Source organism: Sphingopyxis sp., from assembly GCF_035250425.1.
Taxonomy (GTDB): domain Bacteria; phylum Pseudomonadota; class Alphaproteobacteria; order Sphingomonadales; family Sphingomonadaceae; genus Sphingopyxis.
Genome location: NZ_DATFFD010000302.1, coordinates 1 through 25,166, shown reverse-complemented (window position 1 = coordinate 25,166; position 25,166 = coordinate 1). Strand labels below are relative to the sequence as shown.

Below are 25,166 nucleotides of genomic sequence, written 5' to 3'. Positions count from 1 at the left end.
CAAAGGCGAAGCGTCTTCGCTCTTGTGGCAGCGCGAAGGCGCACTGGGGTTCTGACCCTAGGTTCCGACGTCGACAACACCCGTCATTCCCGCCTTCGCGGGACCACCGATGTTATCGCTCGCCGGAGATTGCAATCTGAGCCGACGGGATATGGGTGCGGCCCGATTTCCTTAGAGGATCAAACTTTCGCCAATGGCGGCGGTGTTCCAAGACGCGCGCGTCGTATCAACGATTCACGCATTTGCCTGGTTACCCGCCAACCGGCCTCACCCGGCCGTCATAGGCGCGTATCAGCTTGGCCGGGCTCGCGCTGAACCAGCTATAGCCATTGCGACGCTCCACGCTCAGCTCGTTCACATCGTCATGGATGCTCCGGTCGCGGTCGCCATAGACGGGTTTGGCCGTCCGCAGGTCGTAGAAGCGCGCCCAGATCGGATCCGCGCCCGGTTTCGCGATCAGGCGGCGGCCTTGCGGGCCGTCGGGTCGCTTGGTCCATTCGACGTCGTGGAGCGCATGCGTCCGCAGCCAATCGACGCCGTCGCGGATCGCGGCCTCGATCTCCGGCGTGCGCCGGGGCTGCTTGATCAGAAACTGCAGCAGGTCCACGCTCTCGTCGGTCGATAATGCTGCGGGCTCGAAATTGCGCGCACCTACCGGCGCGAGCGTCAACGCATCGTGCTGCTGCCCCCAGATCGTGCGCTTGCCATCGACCAGCACCTGCGTTGCAAGAATGATGTCGCGAGCACGCGCCGCTGCGCCCTCGGCTTCGGAGGCGATGACCGCGGGAACGAAGGCGAAGTCGTCTTTACGGCGGGCGATATCGAGCATCAGCATCGCGACCTGCGAGACGGCGCCGTCATTATAGGTCAGCGCATCATGATAGCCACCCTGGAGCGGAAAGACCTGCGGCCAGCCGCCATTGGGGAATTGCGCCGCCAGCAAGTAGCGCGCACCCTTGAGAAACGCCGCGCGATACTCTTCACCCTCCGTCCCCGGGAACTGCGCCTGGACGCGCGCGAGGAAGCGCATCTCGGTGATAGTGGCGCCGTTGTCGATCGTGCCGACATAGCGCCAGCCGGCATCCTCCACCTGGATGTCGCCGGCGGCATAGGCGGGCAGATTCTCGACCGGAACATAGCCCTGGCCTCGCGCCCGGAGCGGCCCCGCCCGGTTCTGGTTCTTCCCCCAGCCACCGGCCGGTGTCTGGAAGCTCACGATATTGTCGGCGACGTGACGGGCCTCAACGCTGGCATACCAGCCTGCGGCCCGGTCGAAGGGCATGCCGTCGCCACCACCGCGCCCGTCGCCCGGCCCCTGCGGAACCGGAATACCGTTGCGCTCCGCCGCCAGCGCCGCCTTGTCGGCAGCCATCAAGGCCCGCGACCGTTCCAGATAGCTGAGCCATGGCTGCCTTTCGCTCGCCGGAAGCTGGCCGATGCGTGCCTCGGCAAGCGGTTCGGCCGGCGTCATCTGGCCGACGATCTTCGCCATGCCTGGTGTCGAAACCAGCGCGAGCGCGATTGCCACCATATATTTTTTCATGATCAAACCCTCCCCTCGGCCGCCAGCCAGCGGACCGCATTTTCCAGAAACCGGTGCTGCAGCGGCTGCACCATATCGGGCATCCGGTGCAGCAGCGTGCGCATGTTCCCGTGCCGCGCGATCAGCGTAGCCGCGCCGTTGCGGCGGTCATGGTCGCGACTGTAGGCGGCGATGATCTCGACGCCCGCGCCATCGACGATGAGGCCGTTGGAAGGTTGCCCTTCCACCTGGTGCAGCACGCTCGTAGCCATGTCGGCAGGGATGCCATCGAACAGGGGATGCGCGCGCAGATAGTTCCAATTGCCCATCCACGGCGCGCGAAGATTGCCGACCTGGCCGTCATAATGGAACAGCGCCAGCCCCGCGAGCTGCCGCGCCACGCCGTCGGCGAGCCCGTCTTCGGGCACCAGTGCGAACAGCGGGACGCCCGCGCGCACCGCCGCCAGCACGGGCGCAGGCAACTCCCCAGGCACGAGCTTGGGCTTGTCGTCGGCGCCAGGCTGCGCCTCCAGCCCCGTCTGCTCGCCGACTTGACGCCGCGCGATTTCGTCGGCCTTCAGCCCCGAGGCGATAATCCCGTCGTAACGGCTGCCGGGCCGGAAATCCTCGAAGGCGACGTCCTGCATCTGCATCAGCGCACGCCGTACCGACTGTGCGATACCCGACAGCGCGATGCGCGGCCGTCGCGCCAGAGGTGGCGCAGGCCCAACGACCCAGAACTCGCGCTCGAAGGCGGCATCCGGCTGTGCCGAATGGACGAAGCGCACGCAATAGGCGCCGGCGGCGGTAAAGGGCGGCAAGCCGACCTTCTCCGCGATCAGATGACGGAAGACGTCGGCTTGATGCGCAGGCGCGGCATAGGTGCCGATCTCGATCTCACGCTTGTCCGGGCCGACGATCGAAAGGCGCAGCTCGCCGGGCACGGGGCGAGACGTATCGTTGAACAGATAGAGGTCGAGCGGCGCGCTCTCGCCCACCTTATAGACCAGCCGTCGCTGCTTGGCGCAGGGCCGCACCGGAAGCAGGCTGCGCCGCACGATCTGCGGATCAGCCTTGAAATAGCGCAGATTGTCGACGATCCCCGAATGATTCTCGATCGCAGTGGTTTCCCAGCCGCTGATCGCAGCGATGTCGACCTCGTCGCCGATCCGGATATTCTCGAGATAGTTCTCCCACGCGTCATAGCATTTGCGCCCTATCGAAAGGAACAGGCTCCCGGCGGTCGGAAAGGCCGTGCGAAACCCCCATCGATCGAGAAACGCGTCGGTTTCCTTGAGGATGGCGCGATGGTCTTCGAGGTCATAGGCCTTCCCGCCACGCGCCTCGATATCGGCGACGATCTTCGCATGGTTGTCGGCCACCGCGCAGCCCTGCATCTCACCGAACTCGACGATGAAGGGCTTGCCGGTCTGTTGGTGGATATAGGCACCCTTCGACTGATAGAATTTGTCGTACCACTGGTCACCCGCGCCCTGATGGTTGACCCACCATCCACCCCATTGCTCGACGTCCGAGCGGTAATAATGATCGTCATAGGGCAGGTACATCGCCTGCGCCGCGCCGCGCTGGACGAAGCCGTCGTTGAGGATGACGGCCCGGCTGGGATCGGTGTCGTGGATCGCCTTCAACACCGCCTGCACATCGGGATTTCCAAGATTCGCGCCGATCTCGTTCTGCAGCGTGTAATGCGCCAGCGAAGGGTTGGACCGGAAGGTCCGCGCCATCGCCGCGCATTTCGCGACCATGAAATCGCGGCTGAACCGGTCGGCCGCCGGCAGCGTCTCGCCGGGTTTCAGGTCGCGGGCGATGCCGTGACGGCCGCCGCCCGGTTCCATGACGCGGAGCAGACCCATGCGGTTCTGTGCGGCGAACACTTCCTCCTTGCCGATATTGCGGTGAAAATGAAGGCAATTGAGACCCAGCGCCTTGGCCGAGGTCACTTCCCGCTCGGCCAGCTCGCGCGTCGGCCACAGGCCGTTATAGCCCCAATAGCCCCAGGATATCGCGGAGTAGAGCTTGATCCGGCGCCCGTTGAGCCGAAGCAGTGCGTTGGTGCCCACACCCTCGACTCCGAACCAGCGAAAGCCGAATTCGACCAGGCGCGTGTCCTCGCCCCAACCGAAGCGCAGACGATAGAGCACCGGGTTGTCGATATCCCAAAGCTTCTTGCCGGCGGCCGCGCGCAGGCGAAAAACTACCGTGGCGACATTGCCGTCGAGCCTGATCGACTCCAGCGTCGCTGCTGCTGGTCCGGCGCCACCCTGGCTATCAAGCAGCGCAAGCGTAGCGCGTTTTTTCAGCGCTACAATATCCCGCGGCGGATTTGCGAACACCACCTCCATATGCGCTGTCACGGTGCGAGGCTCGGGCGTGTTGAGCACCCAGGCGTCGCGGATGTGCGCGTCCATCGGATGCACGCTCAGCGTCATGCCCCGGTCGATCCCGCCAAAGCCGTGCGAGGCGAACAGCTTCACTGCGCCCCAGCTCATCGTCGTCGAATCGCGCCAATCATAACGCCCGCCGGGATTGGTGATGCGAATGGCGAGCCGATTGCGCGCGCCCGGCCGCATCGCACCGGTCAGGTCGCAATGGATCGGCAGTTCCGACATGATCGAATAGCCGACCAGCTTCTCGTTCAGGAACACCTCCGCCCGCAAGCGCGCGCCGCGGATATGCAGGAGGACGCGCCGCCCCTTGGCGACCGCGGGAATGTCGATCTCGCGATACCACCAGGAAACACCGCGATAGGCGCCGTTCTGCGGTACGGGGTCGTCCTCGGCATAACGATATTCGTCGCCGGTATAGGGGCGTTGGCCCAAGGCGCCCCAGAAATGCTCTTCGACCGTGGTGGGAAGGGTGACGGCAGGCGCCTCGACCCGCCACAACATATCCCACCCGCCGCTGGGCGGATTGACAGGCAGCTTCGCCAGATCGACTTCGGACGGCAGGTAGATGCGGTCGTCCTTGTAGGTTGCGTCGCGGTCGATCCAGAGCCGCCATCCGTCGTCCGGGATCTCCCCGAGCACGGGGGCAGCGTGAGTCGAGGGAATGAAGGGCAACGCCGCGCCCGCGCCGGTGACTGCCAGGAAGGTCCGACGACTGACCGGCGTCATCATGGCACCAGCAGATGGCGCATGTCGGGGATCGCCCGCGCCAGTTCCTCGGTCATCATCTTCGCGAAATAGTCGGCGCCTTCGCGGCCGAGATGCGTCCGGTCGAACGACAGTTTGGCCTGCGCCATCGGCATTTCCTGTACCTCGGTTGCACCATTGCCGGCCGTGGGGCCGATGGGCGCCGATCCGGGCGGCAATTGCGCGAAGCGATCGGCCGCAGCCTCGCCCATCGCCTGCACGGCGGCCGCGCTTTTGGCGTTGAGATCGATGAGAGGAACGCCCTTATCCGCCGCGACCCTGCGCATAGCCTCGGCCCAGGGTGCAAGGTCGTTCTTCAGCGTGCCGTTCTCGAACATTCGGCGCGTAAGCGGCGTCACCAATATCGGCTCCGCGCCCGCTGCACGCGCCTCGTCGACATAGCGCGCGAGGTTGCCCGGAAATTCGGTGGCGAGGTCGGTCGACCTGCCGGGCTTTCCGGGCTGGTCATTATGGCCGAACTGGATCAGCACCCATATCTTCTTGTAGCCCGGCGTCCGCATCTCGCCCAACGCCACATTCCATGATCCTTCGGTGCGGTAATTGCCCGAACTTCGCCCACCGCGCGCCAGGTTCAGGCACGCCATGAACGATGTGACGTGATAGGCGCAAAAGCTTGGCCCCCATCCGCCGATGACAGCGGTGGTCGAGTCGCCCACGAGGATGATCTTGTAGGGCGCGATCGGGCGCGGCGCTTCGGCCGCCGTGGTCTGCCCCGATGCTGCTGCGGGCAGGGAGAGACCCGCCAGGAAAAGCGCGATAGCCTTCATCTGCTGCTCTCCGGATGCCATTTGCCAAAGATGTTTTGGGCGCGGAAGCTGGAAACCCGCCCCTTTTCGATCTGCCTGCGCGTGTCGCTCGCGGCGCCGGCGCCCGCCCCGCGACTGCCGTACTCGAACAGCCGCGCTTCCTGCGGCGTCAGGTCGCGGCGAGACCCATCGGGATCGCGGTAGCCCATGGAGGTCCAGCCATCGCGGTGGATGTGCGAATCCATCCAGCAGTCGAGATAGGCGGCCGCTCCCGTCAGATTCATGTTGCCGCCCGCGCGCCACGGTCGGCCGAGATAGACCGAGCCATCGGGCAGTTCCGCTTCGCGCGTAAGCCGGCAACGATCGAAGACAAATCCGACGGGCACGTTGATCGGCGTGCTCGGAGCGGCGACGAAGCCCTGGACGACCGCGCCGGGCACGAAGCGCGAGCGGATTTCACATCGATCGAAGAGCGCCGTCGCGCCGCCGAAGACGAAATCGACATTGCCGCTGATCAGGCAGTCGCTGAACGAGGCGCGGCATCCTTCCTGGACATAAAGCGTGTCCTGGTAACCCTCGATCACACAGTCACATACTGTCACCCGGTCACTACCGCGCGCGAGCGACAGCGCGACCGCCTGCGCGCCGCCGCTGGCGCCCGTGATCTGATCCTGGAGGTAATCGAAGCTGTTGCGGATCGTGAGCCCCGCGATCGAGATGCCCGTCGCCACGACGGTAAGCGTGGCCGAACCGCCCGTTCCCCATTTCTTGCCCGCAGGGTCGAGCAGCCCCGCCGCGGCGCCGAAGCTGATCACCGATTGCGCGCCTTCGCCTTCCAGATGAACGTCGGGCACATCGAGCCGCGGCTTTTCCTCATAGATGCCGCGCTCGACGAAGATGCGTGCAGGCCGGGCAAGCGGACGCACGATATCGAAGGCGGCGCCAAGCGTGGCAACGGTGCCCGGCCGCCCCGATTTGCTGACGATGGCGTCCCAGCGCGGCGCGCTTCCCGCCAACAATGGCGCGGGCAGCAGGGCAGCAAGCCCCGTCCCAAGCAGCACGCGGCGCTCGACTCCGGCATGCGAAGAACGGAAGAACATTGTCAGGCAAAGTCCCTGGCTGTCAGCCGCGTTGCGCGGCCCGGCGCGACCGCGATCTCGCGTGTGCGTCCGCCCCATTTCACGGTGCGCTTGCCGGCGACACGGCCGTGGATGCGTACCCAATCGAGCCGCCCGTCGCGCCAGGCGATATCGACGTTGCACGCGCCGCGTGTGCGCAGCCCCTGGATCGAGCCCGTCGGCCAGGCCGATGGAAGTGCCGGCAGCAGTTCGATCACATCGCCGTGGTTCTGGACGATCATCTCGACAATGCCGGCGGTGCCGCCGAAGTTGCCGTCGATCTGGAAGGGCGGATGCGCATCGAACATGTTGGGATAGGTGCGTTCGGGGCCAAGCAGGAATTTGAGAATGCCGTGCGCCCTGTCGCCGTCCCTTAGCCGGGCCCACAGATTGATGCGCCACGCCGTCGCCCAGCCCGTCGCCTTGTCGCCGCGGATGTCGAGCGATCGCCGGGCCGCCTGCGCCAGCTCGGGCGTCCGTTCCACGTCGATCAACCGGCTCGGATAGAGGCCGTAAAGGTGCGAGACGTGGCGGTGGGAAATGTCATCGGCCCCGGCGTCCCAGTCATAGGGCCATTCTTGCAACTGCCCCTGCTTGCCGATCTGCATGGGAAGCAGGCGCTTGCGCGCGTCCGCGAACTGGCGCGTGAGATCATCCTCCTTGCCCAGGATGCGTGCCGCAGCGACCGTCTGGTCGAACAGGTCGCTCAGTATCTGCATGTCCATCGTCGGGCCGTGGATCAGCGATGAGCCATGACCATGGCCCGCTTCAGGCGAAAGCGAGGGGTTGGTGACAAGGTGGCCCGTTTTCGGATCGACCTGCAGCGTATCGATGAAGAACAGCGAGGCGCCATGCAGGATCGGATAGGCCCGTTCGAGGAACGCGCGGTCCAGGCTATATTCGTAATGCTCCCACAAATGCGTGCACAGCCATGCCCCGCCCGTCGGCCACAAGCCGAATTTCGCGCCGTCGATTGGGCCGGTGGCCCGCCACAGGTCGGTATTGTGATGCGTCACCCAGCCACGCGCACCATACATCTCGCGCGCCATATGCTCGCCGGTGATCGCGATCTCGCTCACCATGCGGATCAGCGGCTCGACGCACTCGGGAAGGTTCGTCGGTTCGGCGGGCCAATAGTTCATCTCGGTATTGATGTTGATCGTATATTTGCCGCCCCAGGGAGGATTGGGCTTGTCGTTCCAGATGCCCTGAAGACTGGCCGGCTGGCTGCCCGGACGCGAGGAAGAGATGAGTAGATAGCGGCCATATTGGAAATAGAGTGCGGCGAGTGCCGGATCGTCCGTGATCTCCGACTGCCTGACGCGGGCATCGGTCGGCAACGCCGCGGCTGCACTTGTACCGAGATCGATCGACACGCGCCGAAACAGCCGGCGATGGTCGACTGCGGCCGCGTCGGCGATCTGCCTGAAGCTGCGCCTGCTCGCCTTTTCGATCTGCGCCCTGGTGATGACGCCGGGATCGCCGCTCACATCGTCGAAGCGACGATAGCTCGTCGCCATGGCGATCAGCAAAGTCACTTCGTCGGCGCCTTCGATCGACAGCGTCTTGCCATCGTTCGACAGGCGTCCGCCGGGTGCGAGCACGCGCAGCCGCCCCTCGAAACGCAATGCGCCGGGAATCTGGCCATGCGGGTCATTCTGGCCGGACAGAATGACGGTATCGTCGCCCTCGGTCGCGACCTGCCATTGCTTCAGCGGACAAGTGAAGGACAGCTTGCAGCCAATCCGCCCGCGCTTGCTCGCGCTGAGATGGACAGCGATCACCTGATCGGCAGGAGAGGCCACGACGCGCCGGCGATAGTCGACACCGTCGAGGGTGAACACGGTCTCCGACAGCGCGGAATCGATGTCGAGCGAGCGGCGATATCCGCTGGCCTGTGCCGCCGCGATGTCCGGCATGTCGAGCATCAGGCTGCCGACCGTCTGATAGGCCGCCTGACGGATCGGCGTTGCCATCACATTGGCGTTGGCGAAGGTCTCGGCTTCGGAATATTTGCCGTCGAAGATGAGTTCGCGCAGCGCCTCCATGCTCCCCCGCGCCTTGGGATTGGCCGGATTGTAGGGACCGCCCGCCCACAGCGTGTCTTCATTGAGCTGGAGCCGTTCGGATTCGATACCGCCAAAGACCATCGCGCTGATCCGGCCATTGCCGACGGGAAGCGCCTCGGTCCATTCGGTCGCGGACGCCCGATACCAGAGCTCATGGACCTTTGGCGCAGGTTCGTCCGCCAAGGCCTGCGCCCGATTCCACCCCAATGCGACCAGCGTTGTCGCTGACGCGCCGCCAAGCAGCGCGCGACGCGTCACAGCCGGAACCGGAACCTTTGGCTTCTTCATATCGCCTCGCCGCAGAGCATCGTCACGCACGCAATAGACCAAAGCCGCCAGTCAGGGGTCGCGGCGGACGATAACGTCCGGGCAACCCCTGACCGGCGCAGTCGGCCGCCGTATCAGGGGAGAAAGCCTCAACGGTCAGCCGGGAATCCTGCACGGCTCAGAACCGCAGCCGGGCGCCGATACGGTAGATCGGCCCCGAGCTTGCATATTGGGTGACCGCGTTCTGCCCTTCATAGGCATAGCGGTCGCTGGTCTGGTTGGTCAGGTTCAGACCCTCGACCGTCACCGACAGGAAATCGGTGAACTTGTAGCTCAAGGACGCGTCGACATTGGTCGTGGCACGGCTGTAGACGAAATCGTTAACGAGCGGACTGTCGCAGAGCGTCGGGTTGGCGGTGGCGGCGCCGCCCGTGACCTGGCCGGGGCCGCACGACCCTGCCGCGATCGGATAGGTCGTAGTATAGCCCTTGCGATGCGCGACCGAAACACGCGCACGAAGCTTCTCGCTCTCGTAATAGAGCGTACCGTTGAGCGACTGCGGCGACACGCCGAGGAACGCCGCCTTGGCGGTGGTCTGGGCGACCGTCGCCGAGCCCGGATCGAGGATATAGTTCAGTTGCGACTTGATATAGGTGTAGTTCACCTGCGCGCCGAGATTGCTCAGGAAGCCGGGCAGGAAATCGAAGTCCTGCTGATAGCTGATCTCGAACCCGCGCAGCCATCCGCCTGGCGCATCGCGATACTGCCGGGCAGTGAACTCATAATTGCCATCAAGATACGCAATCTGATTGGCGTTGGTGAACTGCTGCCGGATCGCCGCAATGGTTTCGGCGTCGGCCAGCTCCGACAGTGGCGCTGAATACAGCACCGTCTGCGGAAAGCTGCTGATATCCTTTGAAAAGCCAGCGATCGACAATAGGCCGCCCGGCGCGAAATACCATTCGATGCTCGCATCGAAATTGGTCGAACGGAAGGGGCTCAGCTTGGGATTGCCGATCGTCATCGAGGCGCCCGTCGTGTCGCCCGAGTTCGGAACGCTGATCGAGGTGATCGTCGGCGACAGATTTCCGAGCAGCGGCCGCGCCATGACCTTGGAGGCGCTGAAGCGGACGAGGACGTCGTCGACCGGCTCGTAGACGAGGTTCATCGAAGGCAGCCAATCGGTGTATTTGTTGGTGCCGATAGCCGGGCGGCCCGCGCTCGTATTGCCTTCCGAGCGCACATCGGTGATGGCGACGCGGGTGCCCGCATTGCCGCGGAAGGGGCGGCCGAACAGCTCGGTGTTGATATCGAACTGGATATAGAAACCGGTGTCACGCTCGCGCACGCCGAAATTCTCGCGGCCGCCATTGCGCTTGTTGGTCAGGCGCCAGTCACCCCATTTGTTGACGCAGTTGCAGGTGAAGTCGAACAACTGGTCGAACTTGTTGATATCGGGCGCGAGGAAGCTCGTCATCGTGCCATCGGGCAGACTCAGCCCCTGCCCGAAATCGATGACCTTGCTCACCGACTCCGTCGTCACCCCGGCTTCCCTGAGCGTTGGATTGAGCAGATCATTGTTGCGCTCGAACAGCTCGGTCTCGAACGTGAACTCGCGCAAATTCGCCCCGAAACCGATCGCGAACTCGTCGTTCACCTGCCAATCGAAGTCGACCTTGGCGCCTTCATAGGTGTTTTTCACGAAGCGCTGATAATGGCGGATCCCCGAAAAGCCCTTCACTACTTCCCAGTTATTGGGATCGGCAGCGTCGAAGCCGAAGTCGATGATCGGCATCTTGCCGCCGTTGCGCTCGTCGTAAACGAACGACCCTTGCGAATCCATGCGGTTGAATTCGACGAGCAGGCCCTGGCTGGAATTGGTCGACTGCGACTGGCCATAGATCGCTTCCATCCGGAAATTGTCGGCGAACTCGTGCTGCAGGTTGATCGAGCCCTGACGGAATTTGGTCGTGTAGCTGCTCTGGTCGGCCGCCGACCGGAAATCGACATTGCGCAGCACGAGATAGTCGGCGAGGCCGTTGGTGACGTTCGATTCAAGCACCTCGACCGCCGGTCGGCCGATCAATGCACCGCGAAAGGCAAGGCGATTGCTCGAAGGAATGTACCCGACCGAATTGGGATTGTTGTAATAGTCATACGGATCGAGGTTGAAGGGGTTGGAGCTGAAGATGTTGGCATTGGCCGGACTGGTGCCGCCCGGCACCACCGCCGCCGCACCCAATACCGAGGATACGAGCTGATTGTTTGCATTGAGCGCCGTCGCGAAGGCGGGCGTGCTGCCGTACATCTCCTGCCCGCAATCCTGCGCGGCCACCAGATCGGACCCGGCGTTGGGCACGCACAGGCCGGGATACAGCGCGCGTGCCGCGGTCGGCGTCAAGCTGTTCCCGGCGGTGTTGTAGGTCCCGTTGGTGTTGTTGCGGTTGAGCCCCACAGATGAGACCTGATTATACGTGCTCTTGTTGTGGAAACGCGAATAGACTCCATCCACGCTGAGCAACGTACGGTCGCTGATCTGCCATTGATAGGACGCGGTCAGGCCCAGCCGGTTGTTCTTTACATCCTGCTGCTCGAGTCCCGTCAGCGCCGGAATCCGGACGGTCGAATCGTTGAACTGGCCGGGCGTATTGTACGGTGCGCCGGGAAAGAGATTGGCATAGGCCGCCGGGTTCGATCCGGTGAGCTGTGCGATCGCCTCGGGATTGGTGATCACCGATCCGAAATTGGTCCCCGCGGGTGCTGCGAAGCCCGCGCGCGCGGGCAGCTCGTTACCCGCCCAGGTGGAGCCGCGATAGAGATAGTCGGACTGGCCGGGACCACGGCGATATTGGTCGAGTTCATTGGCACTGCGGCTATAGGCAGCCGACACCAGCAGGCCCATGCGCCCGTCGGCGAAACGCGTCGAGGCAAGCCCCGCAAGGCGCGGGCTCCACTTGCCGCTGTTCTTCTGATAGCTGCCTTCGCTCGAAAGCGCGAAGGCGCGCTTTTTATAGTCGAAGGGCCGTCCGGTCTGGAGGTCGATGGTGGCGCCCAGAGACCCCTCGTCGGTTTCGGCCGACGGCGTCTTCTGCACCTTCAACGAGCTGAACAGTTCGGACGCGAAGGTATTGTAGTCGAACGCGCGGCTGCGGTTGGGGCTGCTGCCGGCGTCATTCGCACCCGCCGTCGCCAGCGCTTCCAACCCGTTCAATCGCGTGCGGTTGAAGTCGCCGCCCAGGCCGCGAACCGTGATCGTGCGCCCCTCGCCATTGTCGCGATCGATCGACACGCCGGGCAGACGCTGAAGCGATTCGGCCAGGTTGGTGTCGGGAAAGTCGGCGATGTCCTCGGCATTGATCGCGTCAACCTGGACGTTGGAATTGCGCTTTTCGCTGATCGCGCTGCGCAATGCCGCGCGATAGCCCGTGACGACGATCTCGTCGGCGGGAACCTCCGTGCCGGCAGCTTCTTCAGGTGCGGCCTGCGTCGCCTCATTGGTTTCCTGCGCGGCGACGGGTGCTGACATCAGCAACAGCGCCCAGGTCGATACGCCGGCCAGATACCCCCCGCGAATGGCATTATTCATCATTTGATTTCCCTCTCCCTGTTCGTCTTTGTTCAGGCTATCGTGTGCGAATATGGCCCCTGCATTCATGGTGCGCGGGCACGAGTCGAGCGGTCGCTGCCGCCACCTGCTGCGCAAGCGGCGAGCGAGGCAACGAACCGGCGCCCGCCAGGCGGCACCTATGCGTTTCGTCGCTCCAAACTGCGGGTAGCGCCTTTTCCAACATCTTCTCCCCTTGGCGACGGCCTTGCTGACCTTCTGATTGCAGGTGTCTATGACACCGGTTACCTTGATGCTAACACAACCCTCATCGGGCCGCAAGCGGCGGCTCTATTTGTAAGCTTTTGTTTTCATTGATTTATTAGAAATGGTAGCGCTAGCATTGTTCCGGCGGTGGACATGGCAACGCTATCAAGACGCCGGTTGATTCGCTTCGCCGACACGGCCGAGCGCGCGGCGTGCCGGCGAACCAGGTCCGTTCAGCGCATGATGCGGCGGAACCCGGCCGGATGCGGCGCGGTGCGCCTATAAGGGACATGAACGGTGTACTGCCCGGCGAAGGACGGCTGGCGCCGGGCGGGGCGCTTTTGTGGGGCATCGGCGGGCTCGTCGCGCTGCCCTGCGTCGGCGCCGCGATTGCGCAATTCGGCCCGATCCATCGGCTGGCGCAGTCGCGGGTGTGATGCGCGGGCGGCAGAGGGGGGCACAGTGAATGGCCGGTAAGGGGTGGGAAGCGGACGGTCTTGATCCTCCCCGGAACGGGGAGGGGGACCGCCGCCGTAGGCGGTGGTGGAGGGGTCGGGACGGCGCGTCTTGACGAGAGGTTTCGACCCCTCCGTCAGCCCTGCGGGCTGCCACCTCCCCGTTCCGGGGAGGAACTAAAACGTCCGCAATCGGTCGTTTCCAGCCTCCTACGCACTACGACCAACACCGCCCAAAAAGAAAACCGGCGCGGATCGCTCCGCGCCGGCTTCCCTCGGTAAACTTATATGAAGCGCTAAGCGTCAGGCGACGCGGCGCACCTCATTGCCTTCGTCGTCGATGTCGCGAAGGACATAACCGCGGCCCCAGACCGTCTCGATATAATTTTCGCCGTGGCAGGCGAGCGCGAGTTTCTTGCGCAGCTTGCAGATGAAGACGTCGATGATCTTGAGTTCAGGCTCGTCCATCCCGCCATACAGGTGGTTCAGGAACATTTCCTTGGTCAGCGTCGTGCCCTTGCGCAGGCTCAACAGCTCGAGCATCTGATATTCCTTGCCGGTCAGATGCACGCGCGTGGTGTCGACCTCGACCGTCTTGGTATCCAGATTGACCGCCAGCTTGCCCGTCTTGATGACGCTCTGGCTATGGCCCTTGGACCGGCGGACGACCGCATGGATGCGCGCGACCAGCTCGTCGCGGTGGAACGGCTTGGTGACATAATCGTCGGCGCCAAAGCCGAACGAGCGCACCTTCGAATCCATTTCCGAAATGCCCGACAGGATCAGCACCGGCGTCTGCACCTTGGCGGTGCGCAGCTTTTTCAGCACATCGTATCCGTGCATGTCGGGCAGGTTCAGGTCGAGCAGGATGATGTCGTAATCATAGAGCTTACCCAGGTCCAAGCCTTCCTCACCCAGATCGGTGGTATAGACATTGAAGCCTTCGGTGGTGAGCATCGTATCGATCGCTTTCGCGGTCGTCGGCTCGTCCTCGATCAGCAGTACGCGCATTGGGCACCCCTTTTTCCCACGATAATCCCGCGAACCCGATCGCATGACCATCAAGGATGTCACCGACCAACCCCCGTTGCAGGACTGCCGGAACATTAACCACGAAACTAATGAAGGGAAAAGGTTAATTTTGATTTAACCGGCGGAAGTCCGCGAGTCGCGGCCATTATGCAACAGTCGATCAGCCCGTTTTTACGTCATGGTGAAGCGCGATATATTGATCATGCGCCCCCGTGCACGAGATTTTCAGCGCGTCGACCAGATGGTCCGACAGCGCGCGCACGCGCGCCGGGCGCAGCCGCGATGGCGGCGACAGCAGGTGCAGGTGCGACTGCGGCAACGACCAGTCGGTCAGGATCGGAACCACCGCGCCCGACGCCAGCTCGTCGGCGGCGATGAAGTCGGGCAGCACCGCGATCCCGACCCCCGCGACGATCAGCGGCACCGCGATATCGCCATTGTTCGCGAACAAGGGGCCGGTCGGCAGCACGGTCGCTTCCTCGCCCTTGCGATGAAAGTGCAGCGGCATCGCGCGCTGGCGGTGGCCGTAACCGATCAGCCGGTGACCCGACAGTTCGAGCGGATGTTTCGGAACCCCGTGCTTTTCCAGATAGGCCGGGCTGGCGAGCACCGACGCCGCGACCGGCGCGATCGTGCGCGCGAGCAGGCTCGAATCGGCAAGCGGCGAAATGCGCAGCGTCAGGTCGATGCCCTCGGCGACCGGATCGTTGCGCGCGTCGCTCAGCAGCACCTCGATCTCGACCGCCGGATGCCGCTCGAGAAAGACCGCGAGCGGCGGGCCCAGCACCTTGATCCCGAAGCTCATCGGTGCGCCGAGCTTGATCGGTCCCGCCAGATCGACGCGGTCGCCGCGCGCCGCTTCGGTCGCCGCGGTCGCCGCCGCGACCATCGCGCGCGCCTCGTCGAGCAGGCCCGCGCCGGCGGTCGACACCGCGACGACGCGCGAACTGCGATGGAGCAAGGTGATCCCCAGCGACGCCTCGAGCCGCGTCACCGCCTTCGACACGCTCGCCTTCGATAGTCCCAGCGATGCCGCCGCGGCGGTAAAGCTGCCGCCGTCGACGACGGCGACAAAGCAGGCCCAGCCTTCATAGTCGGGAAGCGCCATGCAATAGCTCCTGAATGGAAACGATGGTTTTCCATCTACGCTATTTTAGAAACGATCCAAATGCCTATTTTGTCCTCAACAGACAGACGCCGCCGGTCATCAAGGTCCGGGCGGCGACGAAAGAAAGGACAAGGCCATGATCGACATTCGCAAATTCGACAGCCTCGGCCACGCCAACCACGGCTGGCTCGACGCCCGTCACCATTTCTCGTTCGCAAACTATCACGACCCGAAACGCATGGGCTGGGGCGCGCTGCGCGTCTGGAACGACGACGCCATCGCGGCGCAGTCGGGTTTCCCCCCGCACCCACACCGCGACATGGAAATCATCACCTATGTCCGCACCGGCGCGATCACCCACCGCGACTCGATGGGCAACAGCGGCCGCACCGCGGCGGGCGATGTCCAGGTGATGAGCGCCGGCACCGGCGTAACGCACAGCGAATTCAACCTCGAGGATGAGGAAACGACGCTGTTCCAGATCTGGATCATGCCCGACCGTGACGGCGGCAATCCCGGCTGGGGCGCGCGCCAGTTTCCGCAGGCCGACCGTTCGGGCCAGTTCGTCACGCTGGCGAGCGGCATCGAGGGTGACGAAGCCCTGCCGATCCGCGCCAACGCCCGCGTCGCGGCGGCAACGGTGAACGCCGGGGAGAGCGTCTCCTACGACCTCGAACCCGGACGCCACGCCTATCTGGTCGCCGCCAAGGGCCGCATCCGCGTCAATGGCACGGACGCCGATCCCCGCGACGGCATCGCACTCCGCGATGTCGGCACGATCGAGGTCGAGGCGCTCGACGACGCCGAACTGGTGCTCGTCGACAGCCTCTAAGAAGCCCCCGGGCCGCCGACGTCCCCCTCCCTGACGGCGGCCCAACCGGTGCCGCGAGTTCCCCCAAAAGCACGGGCGGCTCGCGGCACCCCCTCTCCCCTCGCTTTCAAAACAAGGAGTAGTTCGATGACCAACATTCTTCGTATCGATGCCAGCGCCCGCAACGACGGGTCGACCACGCGCCAGCTCTCGGGCCAGCTCGTCAGCCATCTGCTCGAACAGGGCTATGGCGCCAAGGTGATCCACCGCGACCTCGCGCTCACCCCGCCCGCGCTGCTGACCGAAGGCTGGGTCGGCGCGAACTTCACCGACGAGGCCGACCGCAGCGACGAACAAAAGGCGCTGCTCGCCAGCTCGGACGAACTGATCGCCGAACTCGAAGCCGCCGACACGATCGTCATCGGCGTGCCCGTGTATAATTTCGCGATCCCCGCTTCGCTCAAGGCCTGGATCGACCTGATCGCCCGCGCCCGCCGCACCTTCCGCTACACCGAAGCCGGCCCCGAAGGCCTGCTCACCGGCAAAAAGGCCTATCTGGTCGTGGCATCGGGCGGCGTCCCCGTCGGCAGCGACTATGATTTCGCGACCGGCTATCTGCGCCACGTCCTCGGTTTCGTCGGCATTACCGACGTCACGATCATCGCCGCCGACCGGCAGATGATGGATGGCGAAGCGCTCAATCGCGCCGCCTCGGCGATCAGCGAACTGAAGCAGGCTGCCTGAACCGATGCGCCGTCTCCCGAGCCTCTTCCTTTCGCACGGCTCGCCGATGATGGCGCTCGAGCCCAGCCCGGCGCGGACCTTCCTCGCCGGGCTGGGTGACCGGCTGCCGCGCCCGCGCGCGATCCTCGTCGTCTCGGCGCATCATGATGCGGCGTATCAGGGCGGCCGCGCGACCGTCACCGCCTCGCCGGCGCCGCCGACGATCCACGACTTCGGCGGCTTTCCGGGCGAGCTGTTCGCGATGCGTTATCGCGCGCCGGGCGATCCGGCATTGGCGACGCGCATCGTCGAACTCTTCGCCGATCACGGCCTCGCCGTCACCGCCGACCCCGACCGCGGCCTCGACCACGGCGCCTGGGTGCCGCTGTCGCTCATCTATCCCGGCGCCGACATCCCCGTCGTCCAGCTCTCGATCGCGTCGAACGCGCCGCCTGAATGGCATTATGCGCTCGGCCAGGCACTCGTGCCGCTGCGCGACGAGGGCGTGCTGATCATCGGATCGGGCAGCATTACGCACCACCTCCGCGCGCTCTTCTCCGCGCGCTTGCCGATCGACGCCCCGGCGCCAGCATGGGTCACCGGCTTCACCGATTGGGTCGCCGAGCATATGGCGGCGGGCGCGGTCGACGACGTCCTCCACGCCGTCGAACGCGCGCCGCACGGCGCCGACAATCACCCGACCCCCGACCATATATTACCGCTATTCGTCGCGATGGGCGCGGGCGGGGCACCGTTCGCGGCTGAACGTCTACACCACAGCGTCACCTATGGCCTGCTCGCGATGGATGTTTATGCTTTCGGCGATACGGCGGGTTCGCAGAAATAAAAAAGTTTCACGCGAAGACGCGAAGACGCGAAGACGCGAAGAAAAGCTTTGCGCCCACGGGCCGCTTTCCTCCGCGATGATGCGGGCGACGCCAGGGTGAAAGGAAAAAGGCCGCTTCGCGGCAAACACAGCCTCTTCGCGTCTTCGCGTCTTCGCGTGAACCCAATGAAACGCCGCATTGGCTCCCCCCGACTCTTCGCCTATAGCGCGCCATGCTCCTTTCAGACCGTGTCCTGTTCCTCGACGGCGAGGCCCTCGTTATCGACAAACCCGCTGGCCTGCCGGTCGACGCCCCGCGCGACGGCAGCATCAGCCTCGAAAACCATCTCGACCTCCTGAAGTTCGGCTTCAAACGCTGGCCGCTTCCCGTCCACCGGCTCGACCGCGATACCTCGGGCTGCCTGCTCCTCGCGCGCAATCCCAAGGCGCACGGCCGCTTCACCCGCGCCTTCGAAAGCCGCGAGGTCGAGAAGCAATATCTCGCGATCGTCGACGGCATCCCCGACGGCGACGGCGGCACGATCGACCTGCCGCTGTCGAAGGTGTCGACCGCCGAGGAGGGCTGGCGCATGGTCGGCGATCCAAAGGGCAAACCCTCGGTCTCGCATTGGGAAAAGCTCGCCGTCGTCGAGGGCCGCAGCCTGCTCCGCTTCCGCCCCGAAACCGGCCGCACGCATCAGCTGCGCGTCCACGCACTCGAAGGGCTCGGCTTCGCACTCGTCGGCGACCCCGTCTACGGACGCGGCGGCACCAAAACGCGCACCTTGCTCCACGCCGAACGGCTCGTCGTAAAACGTGACGTCAAGCCGTCCATTATTGCCGAGGCGCCGTTCCCCGACAGCTTCATCGCCCTGGGCTTCGCGGCGCCGGAGGGAGCGGAGCCAACGCGTGGCTGAGATCCCCGAAAGCGCGATCAGCGAGAAGTTTCTCGCGGGCACGGGGCCGGGCGGTCAGAATGTCAACAAGGTCGCGACCGCATGCCAGCTGCGCGTCAACGTCTACGCCCTCGGCCTGACGCCCGACGCATTCAAACGGCTGAAAACCCTCGCGGGCAGCCGGATGACGACCGAGGGCGAACTGATCATCCTCGCGCGCCGCTATCGCACCCAGGAAGCGAACCGCGCCGACGCGCGGCAGCGCCTGTCCGACCTGATCGATGCCGCGCTCGTCCGTCCCGAACGCCGCATCAAGACCAGGCCGAGCAAGGCGGCCAAGGCGCGCCGTGTCGACAGCAAGAAAGCGCGCAGCAGTGTCAAGGCCGGGCGCGGACGCATCCGCGGAACCGACTAAAGCCGCACAATGACGAACCTCTACCGCCTCGACGCCCCCGCCCGCACGATCGCCGCGGCATTCGGCGCCGAGGCCGGCAATGACCCGTGGACCGGCGATTATGTCGCGCCGGGGCGCCCCGCGCCGGTGATCGTCAGCGACGGCCGCGGCGGATCGCGGCGTTACCTGCGCCCGAAACTCTGGGGCGTCCCGCCGCCGCCGCAGGGCGACCGGCCGGTCACCACCGTCCGCAACCTTCAAAGCCCCTTCTGGATCGGCACCCTGCGCCACGCCGAACTGCGCTGCCTGATCCCGGCGACCGCCTTTGCCTATTGGTCAGGCCCCGACGGCGCGCGGCGCCAGCACTGGTTCTCGGTGCCGTCGCGCCCGGTGTTCGCCTTTGCCGGAATCCATCGTCAGGGCGACGACTGGCCCTGCTTCGCCATCCTCACCACCGACGCCAACCGGCTGGTCGCGCACCATCAGCCAAAGGGCATGCCGGTAATCCTTCACCCGGAGGATTATGCCACCTGGCTCGGCGGCGAATGGCGCGCCGCGGTGGCGCTCGCGGTTCCCTATCCCAGCCAGTTGATGACGGTCGGCGACACCCCGCCGGTATAGGCGAATTTCACCATATAACTTCACTTTGGACTAACCAACGGAGCCCTAAAAGCGGGCGAATCAAGAATTGACCGCTGGGACCAAGCCGTGTTGGGGAATCACACCACCGAAATCAAAAAGGCACCGACCGGCGCGCGCGGCGCCGAACGCGCACCCGTCGCCGCGCACGCGCGTTTTCGTGAGCCGGGACTGAACCCCTTCGACGTCGAACTGCATGACCTGTCGTCGACCGGCTTTCGCATGGTCACCTTTTCCCGGCCGCGGATCGGCAAGCATATCTGGGTGAGCCTGCCCGGCCTCCAGCCGCTGGAAGCCATCGTCCGCCGCGCCGACGGCAATAATTTCGGCTGCGAATTCGTCCATCCGCTCCACCCGGCGGTGGCAAGGCATCTGCAGGTCAAGCTGCGCTAAAACCCTCCTTCCCCCTCGATGGGAGAAGGATATGCAGCCTTGTCGCAAAGCGATTAGGCGGAGCTGGATGGGGGTGATGATGCGTCCTCGCGCCGTCGCGTCAGGCCGAAACCGCACCCGCACCGCTGCGCCCCGGACCTGATCCGGGGCTCGCCGCCCCCCATCAAGGGGGAGGAAAAGACATCAGCCCTCCGCCTTCTCCGACTTCTTCAAAATATGCTTCCACTCGTCGGGCGTCACGCGCCCGACCGACAGCCGCGACTGGCGGATCAGGTCCATGTCGGCAAGCTTGGGATCGGCCTTGATCGCCGCCAGCGTCACCGGATTGGCAAGCGCACGCACCGGCGCGACGCGCACCACGACCCACGGCGAACCCTTTTCGGCGGTCGGGTCGGGAAAGCTCTCCTCGATGATCTTCATGATCCCGACGCATTCCTTGCCGATGTTGCTGTGGTAGAAGATCGCCTCGTCGCCGGCCTTCATCGCCATCAGATTGAGCTTCGCGGTGTGATTGCGCACCCCGTCCCACATGCCGGTCCCGTCCTTGACGAGTTGATCCCACGCATAAGCGTCGGGTTCGGATTTCATCAGCCAATATGATTTTGCCATGCCGCTCTCTTAGCAATCGCGCGCGGTTTGAAAAGAGCGAGCCTCTTCCCCTGCATCGCCGACCCTCCTACATGCGGGAACAGAGTCGCGGGCGAGCACCCCGCCCAACATGGATGACAATATGACTGCCGCAGTTCCGACCATTTCGATGTCGCTCCCCGCCGACCAGTTCGCGAAGGATTTCGGGGCGTCGTTCGAACGCTTCGGCTTCGCGATGATCACCGACCATGGCATCGACCCCGCGCTGATCGACGAGGCGTGGGACAAGGCGAAGGCCTTCTTCGCGCTCCCCGAAGAGACGAAGCGCGCCTATCATATCGCCGGCGGCGGCGGTGCGCGCGGCTACACCCCGTTCGGGACCGAGATCGCCAAGGGCGCGAAGGAGGTCGACCTCAAGGAATTCTGGCACGTCGGCCGCGACCTGCCCGCGGGCCACCGCCTCGCCGCGCAGCAGCCGAACAATGTCTGGCCCGCCGAAATCGACGGTTTCCGCGCCGCCTACGACAAATTATTCGCCGAATTCGACCGCGTCGGCGCCCGGCTGCTGTCGGGCATCGCGCGCTACCTCGGCCTCGCGCCCGATTTCTTCGACGACACCGTCGCCGACGGCAACAGCGTCATGCGCCTGCTCCATTACCCGCCGGTCGAGGCGCCCGCTAAGGGTATCCGCGCCGAGGCGCATGAGGACATCAACACGATCACCTTGCTGCTCGGCGCCGAGGAAGCCGGGCTCGAAATCCTCGACAAGGACGGCAGCTGGCTTCCGGTCAGCCCGCCGCCGGGCGCGATGGCGGTCAATGTCGGCGACATGCTGCAACGGCTGACCAACAACAAGCTGCCCTCGACCACCCACCGCGTCCGCAACCCCGACGCCGGCCGCGCCAGCGTCGCGCGCTATTCGATGCCCTTCTTCCTCCACTTCCGCTCGGACTATGTGATCGAAACGCTCGAAAGCTGCATCGACGCGTCGCATCCGAATTTGTATCCGACGCCGATCACCGCGGACGAATATCTGCAGGAACGGTTGAGGGAGATCGGACTCAAGAAATAGGCGGTGAACGCTTGGGGGTGGGAAGCGGGCGTTCCCTTATCTCGTCATCCCGGACTTGATCCGGGATCCACGACGACGGCGCAGCTATGGATCCCGGATCAAGTCCGGGATGACGAGGAGGGGAATATCCTCCCTGTGGCGAAGCCGTGGGGAGGGGGAGTGCTGGGTCGTCCAGCCCCCCGGGCTGGACTTGGATTGCCGGGGGCAATCCAACCCAGCACTCCGCGAAGCGGTGGTGGAGGGGTGGCAACCTCGCGTCATAACCCCTCCGTCAGCGCTGCGCGCTGCCACCTCCCCATGGCTGCGCGACAGGGAGGATCTTATGGCAGCAATCGGTCGAAACCCGGCACCCTACCGCCCCGCCCAATAATCGAACACCGCCTGCTGCTGCTCGCGAATAAACCGCGCCGCCGCGGCGCCCTCCCACGGCCCGTCATAGCCCAGCAACAGCGCCGTCCCGCCGACCCACCAGCCTTGTCCGGGCAGCCGGTCGCTCTCGCGGACCACCAGCACCGCGAGGTCGGGCTCGCCGTCGATCGCGCAGAGCCGGTCGACCTCGCCCAGCGTCTTGCACACCGCGCGCATCTTGGGCCGCGTGAAACGGAAACCCAGATCGCCGAGCAGTTCGGAATAGCTGACGCTGCGCCCCGCGCGCGCCGCCGCGGTCAGGATCGCGCGGATACGCGGCGCGTCGCCGAGCGCGCTGGCGTCGGCGGCGGTCGCCGCGTCGCCTAGCCCCCCGTCTAGCGCGCCTTTGGCGGCCATGGAATGAATCCCGAGGTGCGCTGGGCATAGTCGGCGTAATCGGGCCGCGTCTTGTGCAGCCCCTTTTCCAGCAACGCCTTGCCCGACCATTTGGTGAGCGTGAAGGTCAGGAAGACCGGCCCGATCACGCTCGCGAGCGCGGGCGCCCAGCCGAGGTCGGCGACGATCAGCCAGAGGCCCCACCACGCCAGCGCGTCGCCGAAATAATTGGGATGGCGCGTATAACGCCACAGGCCCGTGTCGAGTATCTTACCCTGGTTCGCGGGGTTTTTCCGAAAGGCGTCGAGCTGCGCGTCGCCGATGCTTTCGAACGCGATGCCCGCCAGCGCCGCCGCCGCGCCGATCCAGCCGAGGATGCCGACGCTCGCGGCCGGGTCGCGCGCGCTCGCCCAGATACCGATTTGCGCGGGCAGGCAGGTGATGAACAGCAGCGGCGCCTGCGTCAGGAACACCATGACGAGCGCGGTCTTCGCCCAGCTCCATTTCCGCTTCTCCATCGAGAGCGCGAGGATTTTCCTGTAGCGCGGATCCTCGCCATGGCTCGCCCAGCGGATCGCCAGATGGATCGCAAGCCGCAGTCCCCACAGCGACGTAAGCCCGAGGAGCAGCCCGGCGTGCGCGCCCTCCGCGCCGACCTGCCACCATGTCCCCCATGCGAGCAGCACCATGCCGAACGCCCAGAAGGCGTCGATGAACGACACGTCGCGGATCAGCGTCGCAATGCCCCACAAGAACAGGGTGACGGCCAGCAATCCGCCGAAATTGACCGTCAGCAGCAAAAAGGCGTCACTCACGCGCTTATATCTCGTTCCTCATCGCGGCCGACGATATCATCGATCGAGCGCGCCTGCCGCTCGGGGAATCGAGCGCTATGGCTCCTATATACCTCGAAAACCTTCATCATGTCGGCGCGAAAATCGCCCGTCGGCCAGATCAGCGGGCCGAGCCCGCCGGTCCTGGTGCCATAATCCATGAAGCCGACGACCAGCGGCACCTTCGCCGCCATCGCGATCTGATAGAATCCGGTGCGCCATTTCGCCGTCTTGCCGCGCGTGCCCTCGGGCGCGACGGTCAGCATGAATTCGGCGCGGCGCGCGAATTCCTCGACCATCTGCTGGACGACATTGCCGCCGCCACGGCGATCGACCGGAACCCCGCCCATCTGGCGGATGAAGCCGCCGATCGGCCAGCGGAACAGCGACAGCTTCGCCATGAAAAAGGGCCGGATATTCAGGTCGGCGGTCAGCCCGAGGAAATTGACGAAGTCCCAATTGCTCGTGTGCGGCGCCGCGATCAGGATGAAGCGGCGGGGTTCGGGCACGACCCCGACTGCCTTCCAGCCGCGCATCCGGTACAAAAGCAGCAAAAGGCGGCGCACCGCGCGCGCCGCCAGCCCCGGCGGGTCGTCCTTCATTCGTGTCACGCTTGGTCCTCTCCCTCGGCCCGGATTGCGCGAAAGCCGCATGCGGCGCAAGGGGCGCGCATCGCGGGCTTGCCGTGGCCCGGTCTTTCTGCTCCCTTCATCCGCAAAACAGGGGAGAAAATGATGAAGATGCTGTCCGCGCTGCTGACGTCCGCCATGCTGCTTGCGGCGCCCGCGATTGCCGCCGAAGCGGCGCCGCGCCCCGACCAGCTCGCGTTCCGCGACCTTTACAAGGAACTGGTCGAGACGAACACGACGCTGTCGTCGGGCAGCTGCACCCTCGCCGCCGAACGCATGGCGGCGCGGATGAAGGCGGCAGGCTTTCCGGACAGCCAGCTACACCTTTTCGCGACCCCGGAAAATCCCAAGGAGGGCGGGCTCGTCGCGGTCTATCCGGGCACCTCGAAGACCGCCAAGCCGATCCTGGTGATGGCGCATATCGACGTCGTCGAGGCGAAGCGCGCCGACTGGGAGCGCGATCCCTTCACCCTGTTCGAGGAGAATGGCTATTTCTATGGCCGCGGCACGCTCGACGTGAAGTCGCAGGCCGCGGTGTGGGTCGACATGCTGATCCGCTTCCAGCAGGCGGGCTACAAGCCGAAGCGCACGATCAAGATGGCGCTGACCTGCGGCGAGGAGACCAACGGCGCGTTCAACGGGATCGAGTGGCTCGCCGCAAACCGGCGCGAACTCATCGACGCCGAGTTCGCCCTCAACGAAGGCGGCGGCGGCGACAGCGACGGCAAGGGCAAGGTCATCGGCCAGGCGGTGCAGGTCGGCGAAAAGACCTTCGCCAACTTCCGCCTCGAAACGCGCAACCCCGGCGGGCACAGTTCGGCGCCGATGCCCGACAATGCGATCTACGAACTCGCCCGCGCGCTGGGCCGGATCGAAGCACATGAATTTCCGGTCGAGATGACCGACGTGACGCGGCGCTATTTCGCCGAGGCCGGCGCGGTCCGCGGCGACGACATAGGCAAGGCGATGGCCGCGCTGGCGAAGGATCCGGCCGACAAGGCGGCCGAGGCGATCGTCAACAAGGATCCGTTCCTCCACAGCAATTTGCGCACCACCTGCGTCGCGACCCTGCTCGACGGCGGCCACGCCGCCAACGCGCTGCCGCAGCGCGCGGGCGCGAACATCAATTGCCGCATCTTTCCCGGCCACTCGATCGAATCGGTCAAGGACGAGCTGGCCAAGGTCATCGACGATCCCAAAGTGGCGATCACCCAGCTGCCCCCCAAGCGCCCCGCCCCGCCCGCGCCGCCGCTCGACCCGAAGATCATTGGGCCGATGGAGAAACTCGTCGCCAAATATTGGCCGGGGCTGAAGGTC

The 25,166-nt window shown here is 65.0% G+C and carries 22 protein-coding genes; 10 read left to right on the top strand and 12 right to left on the bottom strand.

What is annotated here, in order from left to right; genetic code table 11:
• Nucleotides 1–250: 250 nt before the first annotated feature.
• The 6 genes from pelA to VJ811_RS18480 all read right to left on the bottom strand — a co-directional run bounded on the left by pelA (nucleotide 251) and on the right by VJ811_RS18480 (nucleotide 12,484).
• On the bottom strand, nucleotides 251–1,543 hold the full coding sequence (gene pelA, locus VJ811_RS18505) for a pectate lyase (RefSeq protein WP_324075114.1): 1,293 nt from the start codon (nucleotides 1,541–1,543) through the stop codon (nucleotides 251–253).
• Between the two features lie 2 nt (nucleotides 1,544–1,545).
• Nucleotides 1,546–4,659, bottom strand: coding sequence for a sugar-binding domain-containing protein (locus VJ811_RS18500; RefSeq protein ID WP_324075112.1), 3,114 nt, complete (start codon nucleotides 4,657–4,659; stop codon nucleotides 1,546–1,548).
• On the bottom strand, nucleotides 4,656–5,462 hold the full coding sequence (locus VJ811_RS18495) for a rhamnogalacturonan acetylesterase (protein WP_324075110.1): 807 nt from the start codon (nucleotides 5,460–5,462) through the stop codon (nucleotides 4,656–4,658). Before VJ811_RS18495 ends, VJ811_RS18500 begins: the two co-directional genes overlap by 4 nt.
• Nucleotides 5,459–6,541, bottom strand: a complete 1,083-nt coding sequence (locus VJ811_RS18490; protein ID WP_324075109.1) for a pectinesterase family protein — start codon at nucleotides 6,539–6,541, stop codon at nucleotides 5,459–5,461. Before VJ811_RS18490 ends, VJ811_RS18495 begins: the two co-directional genes overlap by 4 nt.
• 2 nt (nucleotides 6,542–6,543) lie before the next feature.
• Entirely contained in the window at nucleotides 6,544–8,916 is a 2,373-nt protein-coding gene (locus VJ811_RS18485) for a glycoside hydrolase family 95 protein (protein ID WP_324075107.1), read from the bottom strand.
• Nucleotides 8,917–9,073: 157 nt separating this feature from the next.
• Nucleotides 9,074–12,484: a TonB-dependent receptor gene (locus VJ811_RS18480; protein ID WP_324075105.1), complete on the bottom strand. Its 3,411-nt coding sequence runs from the start codon at nucleotides 12,482–12,484 to the stop codon at nucleotides 9,074–9,076.
• A 512-nt stretch (nucleotides 12,485–12,996) separates the two neighbouring features.
• On the opposite strand from VJ811_RS18480, the gene VJ811_RS18475 reads away from it, so the two are divergent.
• A complete protein-coding gene (locus VJ811_RS18475) occupies nucleotides 12,997–13,143 on the top strand; it encodes a hypothetical protein (RefSeq protein ID WP_324075103.1) in 147 nt (48 codons plus the stop codon).
• Between the two features lie 321 nt (nucleotides 13,144–13,464).
• Here VJ811_RS18475 and ctrA read toward each other — a convergent pair whose 3' ends face one another.
• On the bottom strand, nucleotides 13,465–14,172 hold the full coding sequence (gene ctrA / locus VJ811_RS18470) for a response regulator transcription factor CtrA (protein WP_037513859.1): 708 nt from the start codon (nucleotides 14,170–14,172) through the stop codon (nucleotides 13,465–13,467).
• Between the two features lie 181 nt (nucleotides 14,173–14,353).
• Complete coding sequence (locus tag VJ811_RS18465) at nucleotides 14,354–15,301, bottom strand: LysR family transcriptional regulator (RefSeq protein WP_324075100.1); 948 nt, start codon at nucleotides 15,299–15,301, stop codon at nucleotides 14,354–14,356.
• 136 nt (nucleotides 15,302–15,437) lie between these two features.
• Between VJ811_RS18465 and VJ811_RS18460 the strand changes: the two genes are divergently transcribed.
• From VJ811_RS18460 to VJ811_RS18430, 7 genes are all read left to right on the top strand, one after another.
• Nucleotides 15,438–16,133, top strand: coding sequence for a pirin family protein (locus VJ811_RS18460; protein WP_324075099.1), 696 nt, complete (start codon nucleotides 15,438–15,440; stop codon nucleotides 16,131–16,133).
• Between the two features lie 126 nt (nucleotides 16,134–16,259).
• On the top strand, nucleotides 16,260–16,856 hold the full coding sequence (locus tag VJ811_RS18455; protein WP_324075097.1) for an FMN-dependent NADH-azoreductase: 597 nt from the start codon (nucleotides 16,260–16,262) through the stop codon (nucleotides 16,854–16,856).
• A gap of 4 nt (nucleotides 16,857–16,860) precedes the next feature.
• Nucleotides 16,861–17,682 (top strand): class III extradiol ring-cleavage dioxygenase, encoded by an 822-nt coding sequence (locus VJ811_RS18450; RefSeq protein ID WP_324075095.1) that lies wholly within the window; start codon nucleotides 16,861–16,863, stop codon nucleotides 17,680–17,682.
• 212 nt (nucleotides 17,683–17,894) lie between these two features.
• Nucleotides 17,895–18,578, top strand: a complete 684-nt coding sequence (locus VJ811_RS18445; RefSeq protein ID WP_324075093.1) for an RNA pseudouridine synthase — start codon at nucleotides 17,895–17,897, stop codon at nucleotides 18,576–18,578.
• Complete coding sequence (gene arfB / locus VJ811_RS18440) at nucleotides 18,571–18,972, top strand: alternative ribosome rescue aminoacyl-tRNA hydrolase ArfB (RefSeq protein WP_324075091.1); 402 nt, start codon at nucleotides 18,571–18,573, stop codon at nucleotides 18,970–18,972. The genes VJ811_RS18445 and arfB overlap by 8 nt, the downstream gene beginning before the upstream one ends.
• Before the next feature lie 9 nt (nucleotides 18,973–18,981).
• Nucleotides 18,982–19,572 (top strand): SOS response-associated peptidase, encoded by a 591-nt coding sequence (locus VJ811_RS18435; protein WP_324075089.1) that lies wholly within the window; start codon nucleotides 18,982–18,984, stop codon nucleotides 19,570–19,572.
• An 87-nt stretch (nucleotides 19,573–19,659) separates the two neighbouring features.
• On the top strand, nucleotides 19,660–19,983 hold the full coding sequence (locus tag VJ811_RS18430) for a PilZ domain-containing protein (protein ID WP_324075087.1): 324 nt from the start codon (nucleotides 19,660–19,662) through the stop codon (nucleotides 19,981–19,983).
• Nucleotides 19,984–20,166: 183 nt separating this feature from the next.
• On the opposite strand, the gene VJ811_RS18425 is transcribed toward VJ811_RS18430, so the two are convergent.
• Nucleotides 20,167–20,592: an EVE domain-containing protein gene (locus tag VJ811_RS18425; RefSeq protein WP_324075085.1), complete on the bottom strand. Its 426-nt coding sequence runs from the start codon at nucleotides 20,590–20,592 to the stop codon at nucleotides 20,167–20,169.
• A 121-nt stretch (nucleotides 20,593–20,713) separates the two neighbouring features.
• Between VJ811_RS18425 and VJ811_RS18420 the strand changes: the two genes are divergently transcribed.
• A complete protein-coding gene (locus VJ811_RS18420) occupies nucleotides 20,714–21,643 on the top strand; it encodes an isopenicillin N synthase family dioxygenase (RefSeq protein WP_324075083.1) in 930 nt (309 codons plus the stop codon).
• 351 nt (nucleotides 21,644–21,994) lie between these two features.
• Here the strand turns inward: VJ811_RS18420 and VJ811_RS18415 are convergent, their stop codons facing one another.
• Genes VJ811_RS18415 through VJ811_RS18405 form a run of 3 tightly spaced genes read right to left on the bottom strand, consistent with a single transcriptional unit; the run spans nucleotide 21,995 to nucleotide 23,822 of the window.
• Nucleotides 21,995–22,408 (bottom strand): ribose-phosphate pyrophosphokinase, encoded by a 414-nt coding sequence (locus VJ811_RS18415; RefSeq protein WP_324075081.1) that lies wholly within the window; start codon nucleotides 22,406–22,408, stop codon nucleotides 21,995–21,997.
• Nucleotides 22,387–23,202, bottom strand: coding sequence for a DUF1295 domain-containing protein (locus VJ811_RS18410; protein WP_324075080.1), 816 nt, complete (start codon nucleotides 23,200–23,202; stop codon nucleotides 22,387–22,389). The genes VJ811_RS18415 and VJ811_RS18410 overlap by 22 nt, the downstream gene beginning before the upstream one ends.
• Nucleotides 23,199–23,822, bottom strand: a complete 624-nt coding sequence (locus tag VJ811_RS18405) for a lysophospholipid acyltransferase family protein (protein ID WP_324075136.1) — start codon at nucleotides 23,820–23,822, stop codon at nucleotides 23,199–23,201. Before VJ811_RS18405 ends, VJ811_RS18410 begins: the two co-directional genes overlap by 4 nt.
• Before the next feature lie 132 nt (nucleotides 23,823–23,954).
• Here VJ811_RS18405 and VJ811_RS18400 point away from each other — a divergent pair.
• On the top strand, nucleotides 23,955–25,166 hold a 1,212-nt coding region (locus VJ811_RS18400), incomplete at its 3' end, for a M20/M25/M40 family metallo-hydrolase (protein ID WP_324075078.1).

Coding starts and splice junctions, on each gene's coding strand:
- VJ811_RS18445 (WP_324075093.1), top strand. CDS start 17,895: ATGCTCCTTTCAGACCGTGTCCTGTTCCTCGACGGCGAGGCCCTCGTT.
- VJ811_RS18435 (WP_324075089.1), top strand. CDS start 18,982: ATGACGAACCTCTACCGCCTCGACGCCCCCGCCCGCACGATCGCCGCG.
- ctrA (WP_037513859.1), bottom strand. CDS start 14,172: ATGCGCGTACTGCTGATCGAGGACGAGCCGACGACCGCGAAAGCGATC.
- VJ811_RS18500 (WP_324075112.1), bottom strand. CDS start 4,659: ATGATGACGCCGGTCAGTCGTCGGACCTTCCTGGCAGTCACCGGCGCG.
- VJ811_RS18450 (WP_324075095.1), top strand. CDS start 16,861: ATGCGCCGTCTCCCGAGCCTCTTCCTTTCGCACGGCTCGCCGATGATG.
- VJ811_RS18425 (WP_324075085.1), bottom strand. CDS start 20,592: ATGGCAAAATCATATTGGCTGATGAAATCCGAACCCGACGCTTATGCG.
- VJ811_RS18415 (WP_324075081.1), bottom strand. CDS start 22,408: ATGGCCGCCAAAGGCGCGCTAGACGGGGGGCTAGGCGACGCGGCGACC.
- VJ811_RS18475 (WP_324075103.1), top strand. CDS start 12,997: ATGAACGGTGTACTGCCCGGCGAAGGACGGCTGGCGCCGGGCGGGGCG.
- VJ811_RS18485 (WP_324075107.1), bottom strand. CDS start 8,916: ATGAAGAAGCCAAAGGTTCCGGTTCCGGCTGTGACGCGTCGCGCGCTG.
- VJ811_RS18420 (WP_324075083.1), top strand. CDS start 20,714: ATGACTGCCGCAGTTCCGACCATTTCGATGTCGCTCCCCGCCGACCAG.
- VJ811_RS18405 (WP_324075136.1), bottom strand. CDS start 23,822: ATGAAGGACGACCCGCCGGGGCTGGCGGCGCGCGCGGTGCGCCGCCTT.
- VJ811_RS18480 (WP_324075105.1), bottom strand. CDS start 12,484: ATGATGAATAATGCCATTCGCGGGGGGTATCTGGCCGGCGTATCGACC.
- VJ811_RS18495 (WP_324075110.1), bottom strand. CDS start 5,462: ATGAAGGCTATCGCGCTTTTCCTGGCGGGTCTCTCCCTGCCCGCAGCA.
- VJ811_RS18460 (WP_324075099.1), top strand. CDS start 15,438: ATGATCGACATTCGCAAATTCGACAGCCTCGGCCACGCCAACCACGGC.
- pelA (WP_324075114.1), bottom strand. CDS start 1,543: ATGAAAAAATATATGGTGGCAATCGCGCTCGCGCTGGTTTCGACACCA.
- VJ811_RS18465 (WP_324075100.1), bottom strand. CDS start 15,301: ATGGCGCTTCCCGACTATGAAGGCTGGGCCTGCTTTGTCGCCGTCGTC.
- VJ811_RS18490 (WP_324075109.1), bottom strand. CDS start 6,541: ATGTTCTTCCGTTCTTCGCATGCCGGAGTCGAGCGCCGCGTGCTGCTT.
- VJ811_RS18455 (WP_324075097.1), top strand. CDS start 16,260: ATGACCAACATTCTTCGTATCGATGCCAGCGCCCGCAACGACGGGTCG.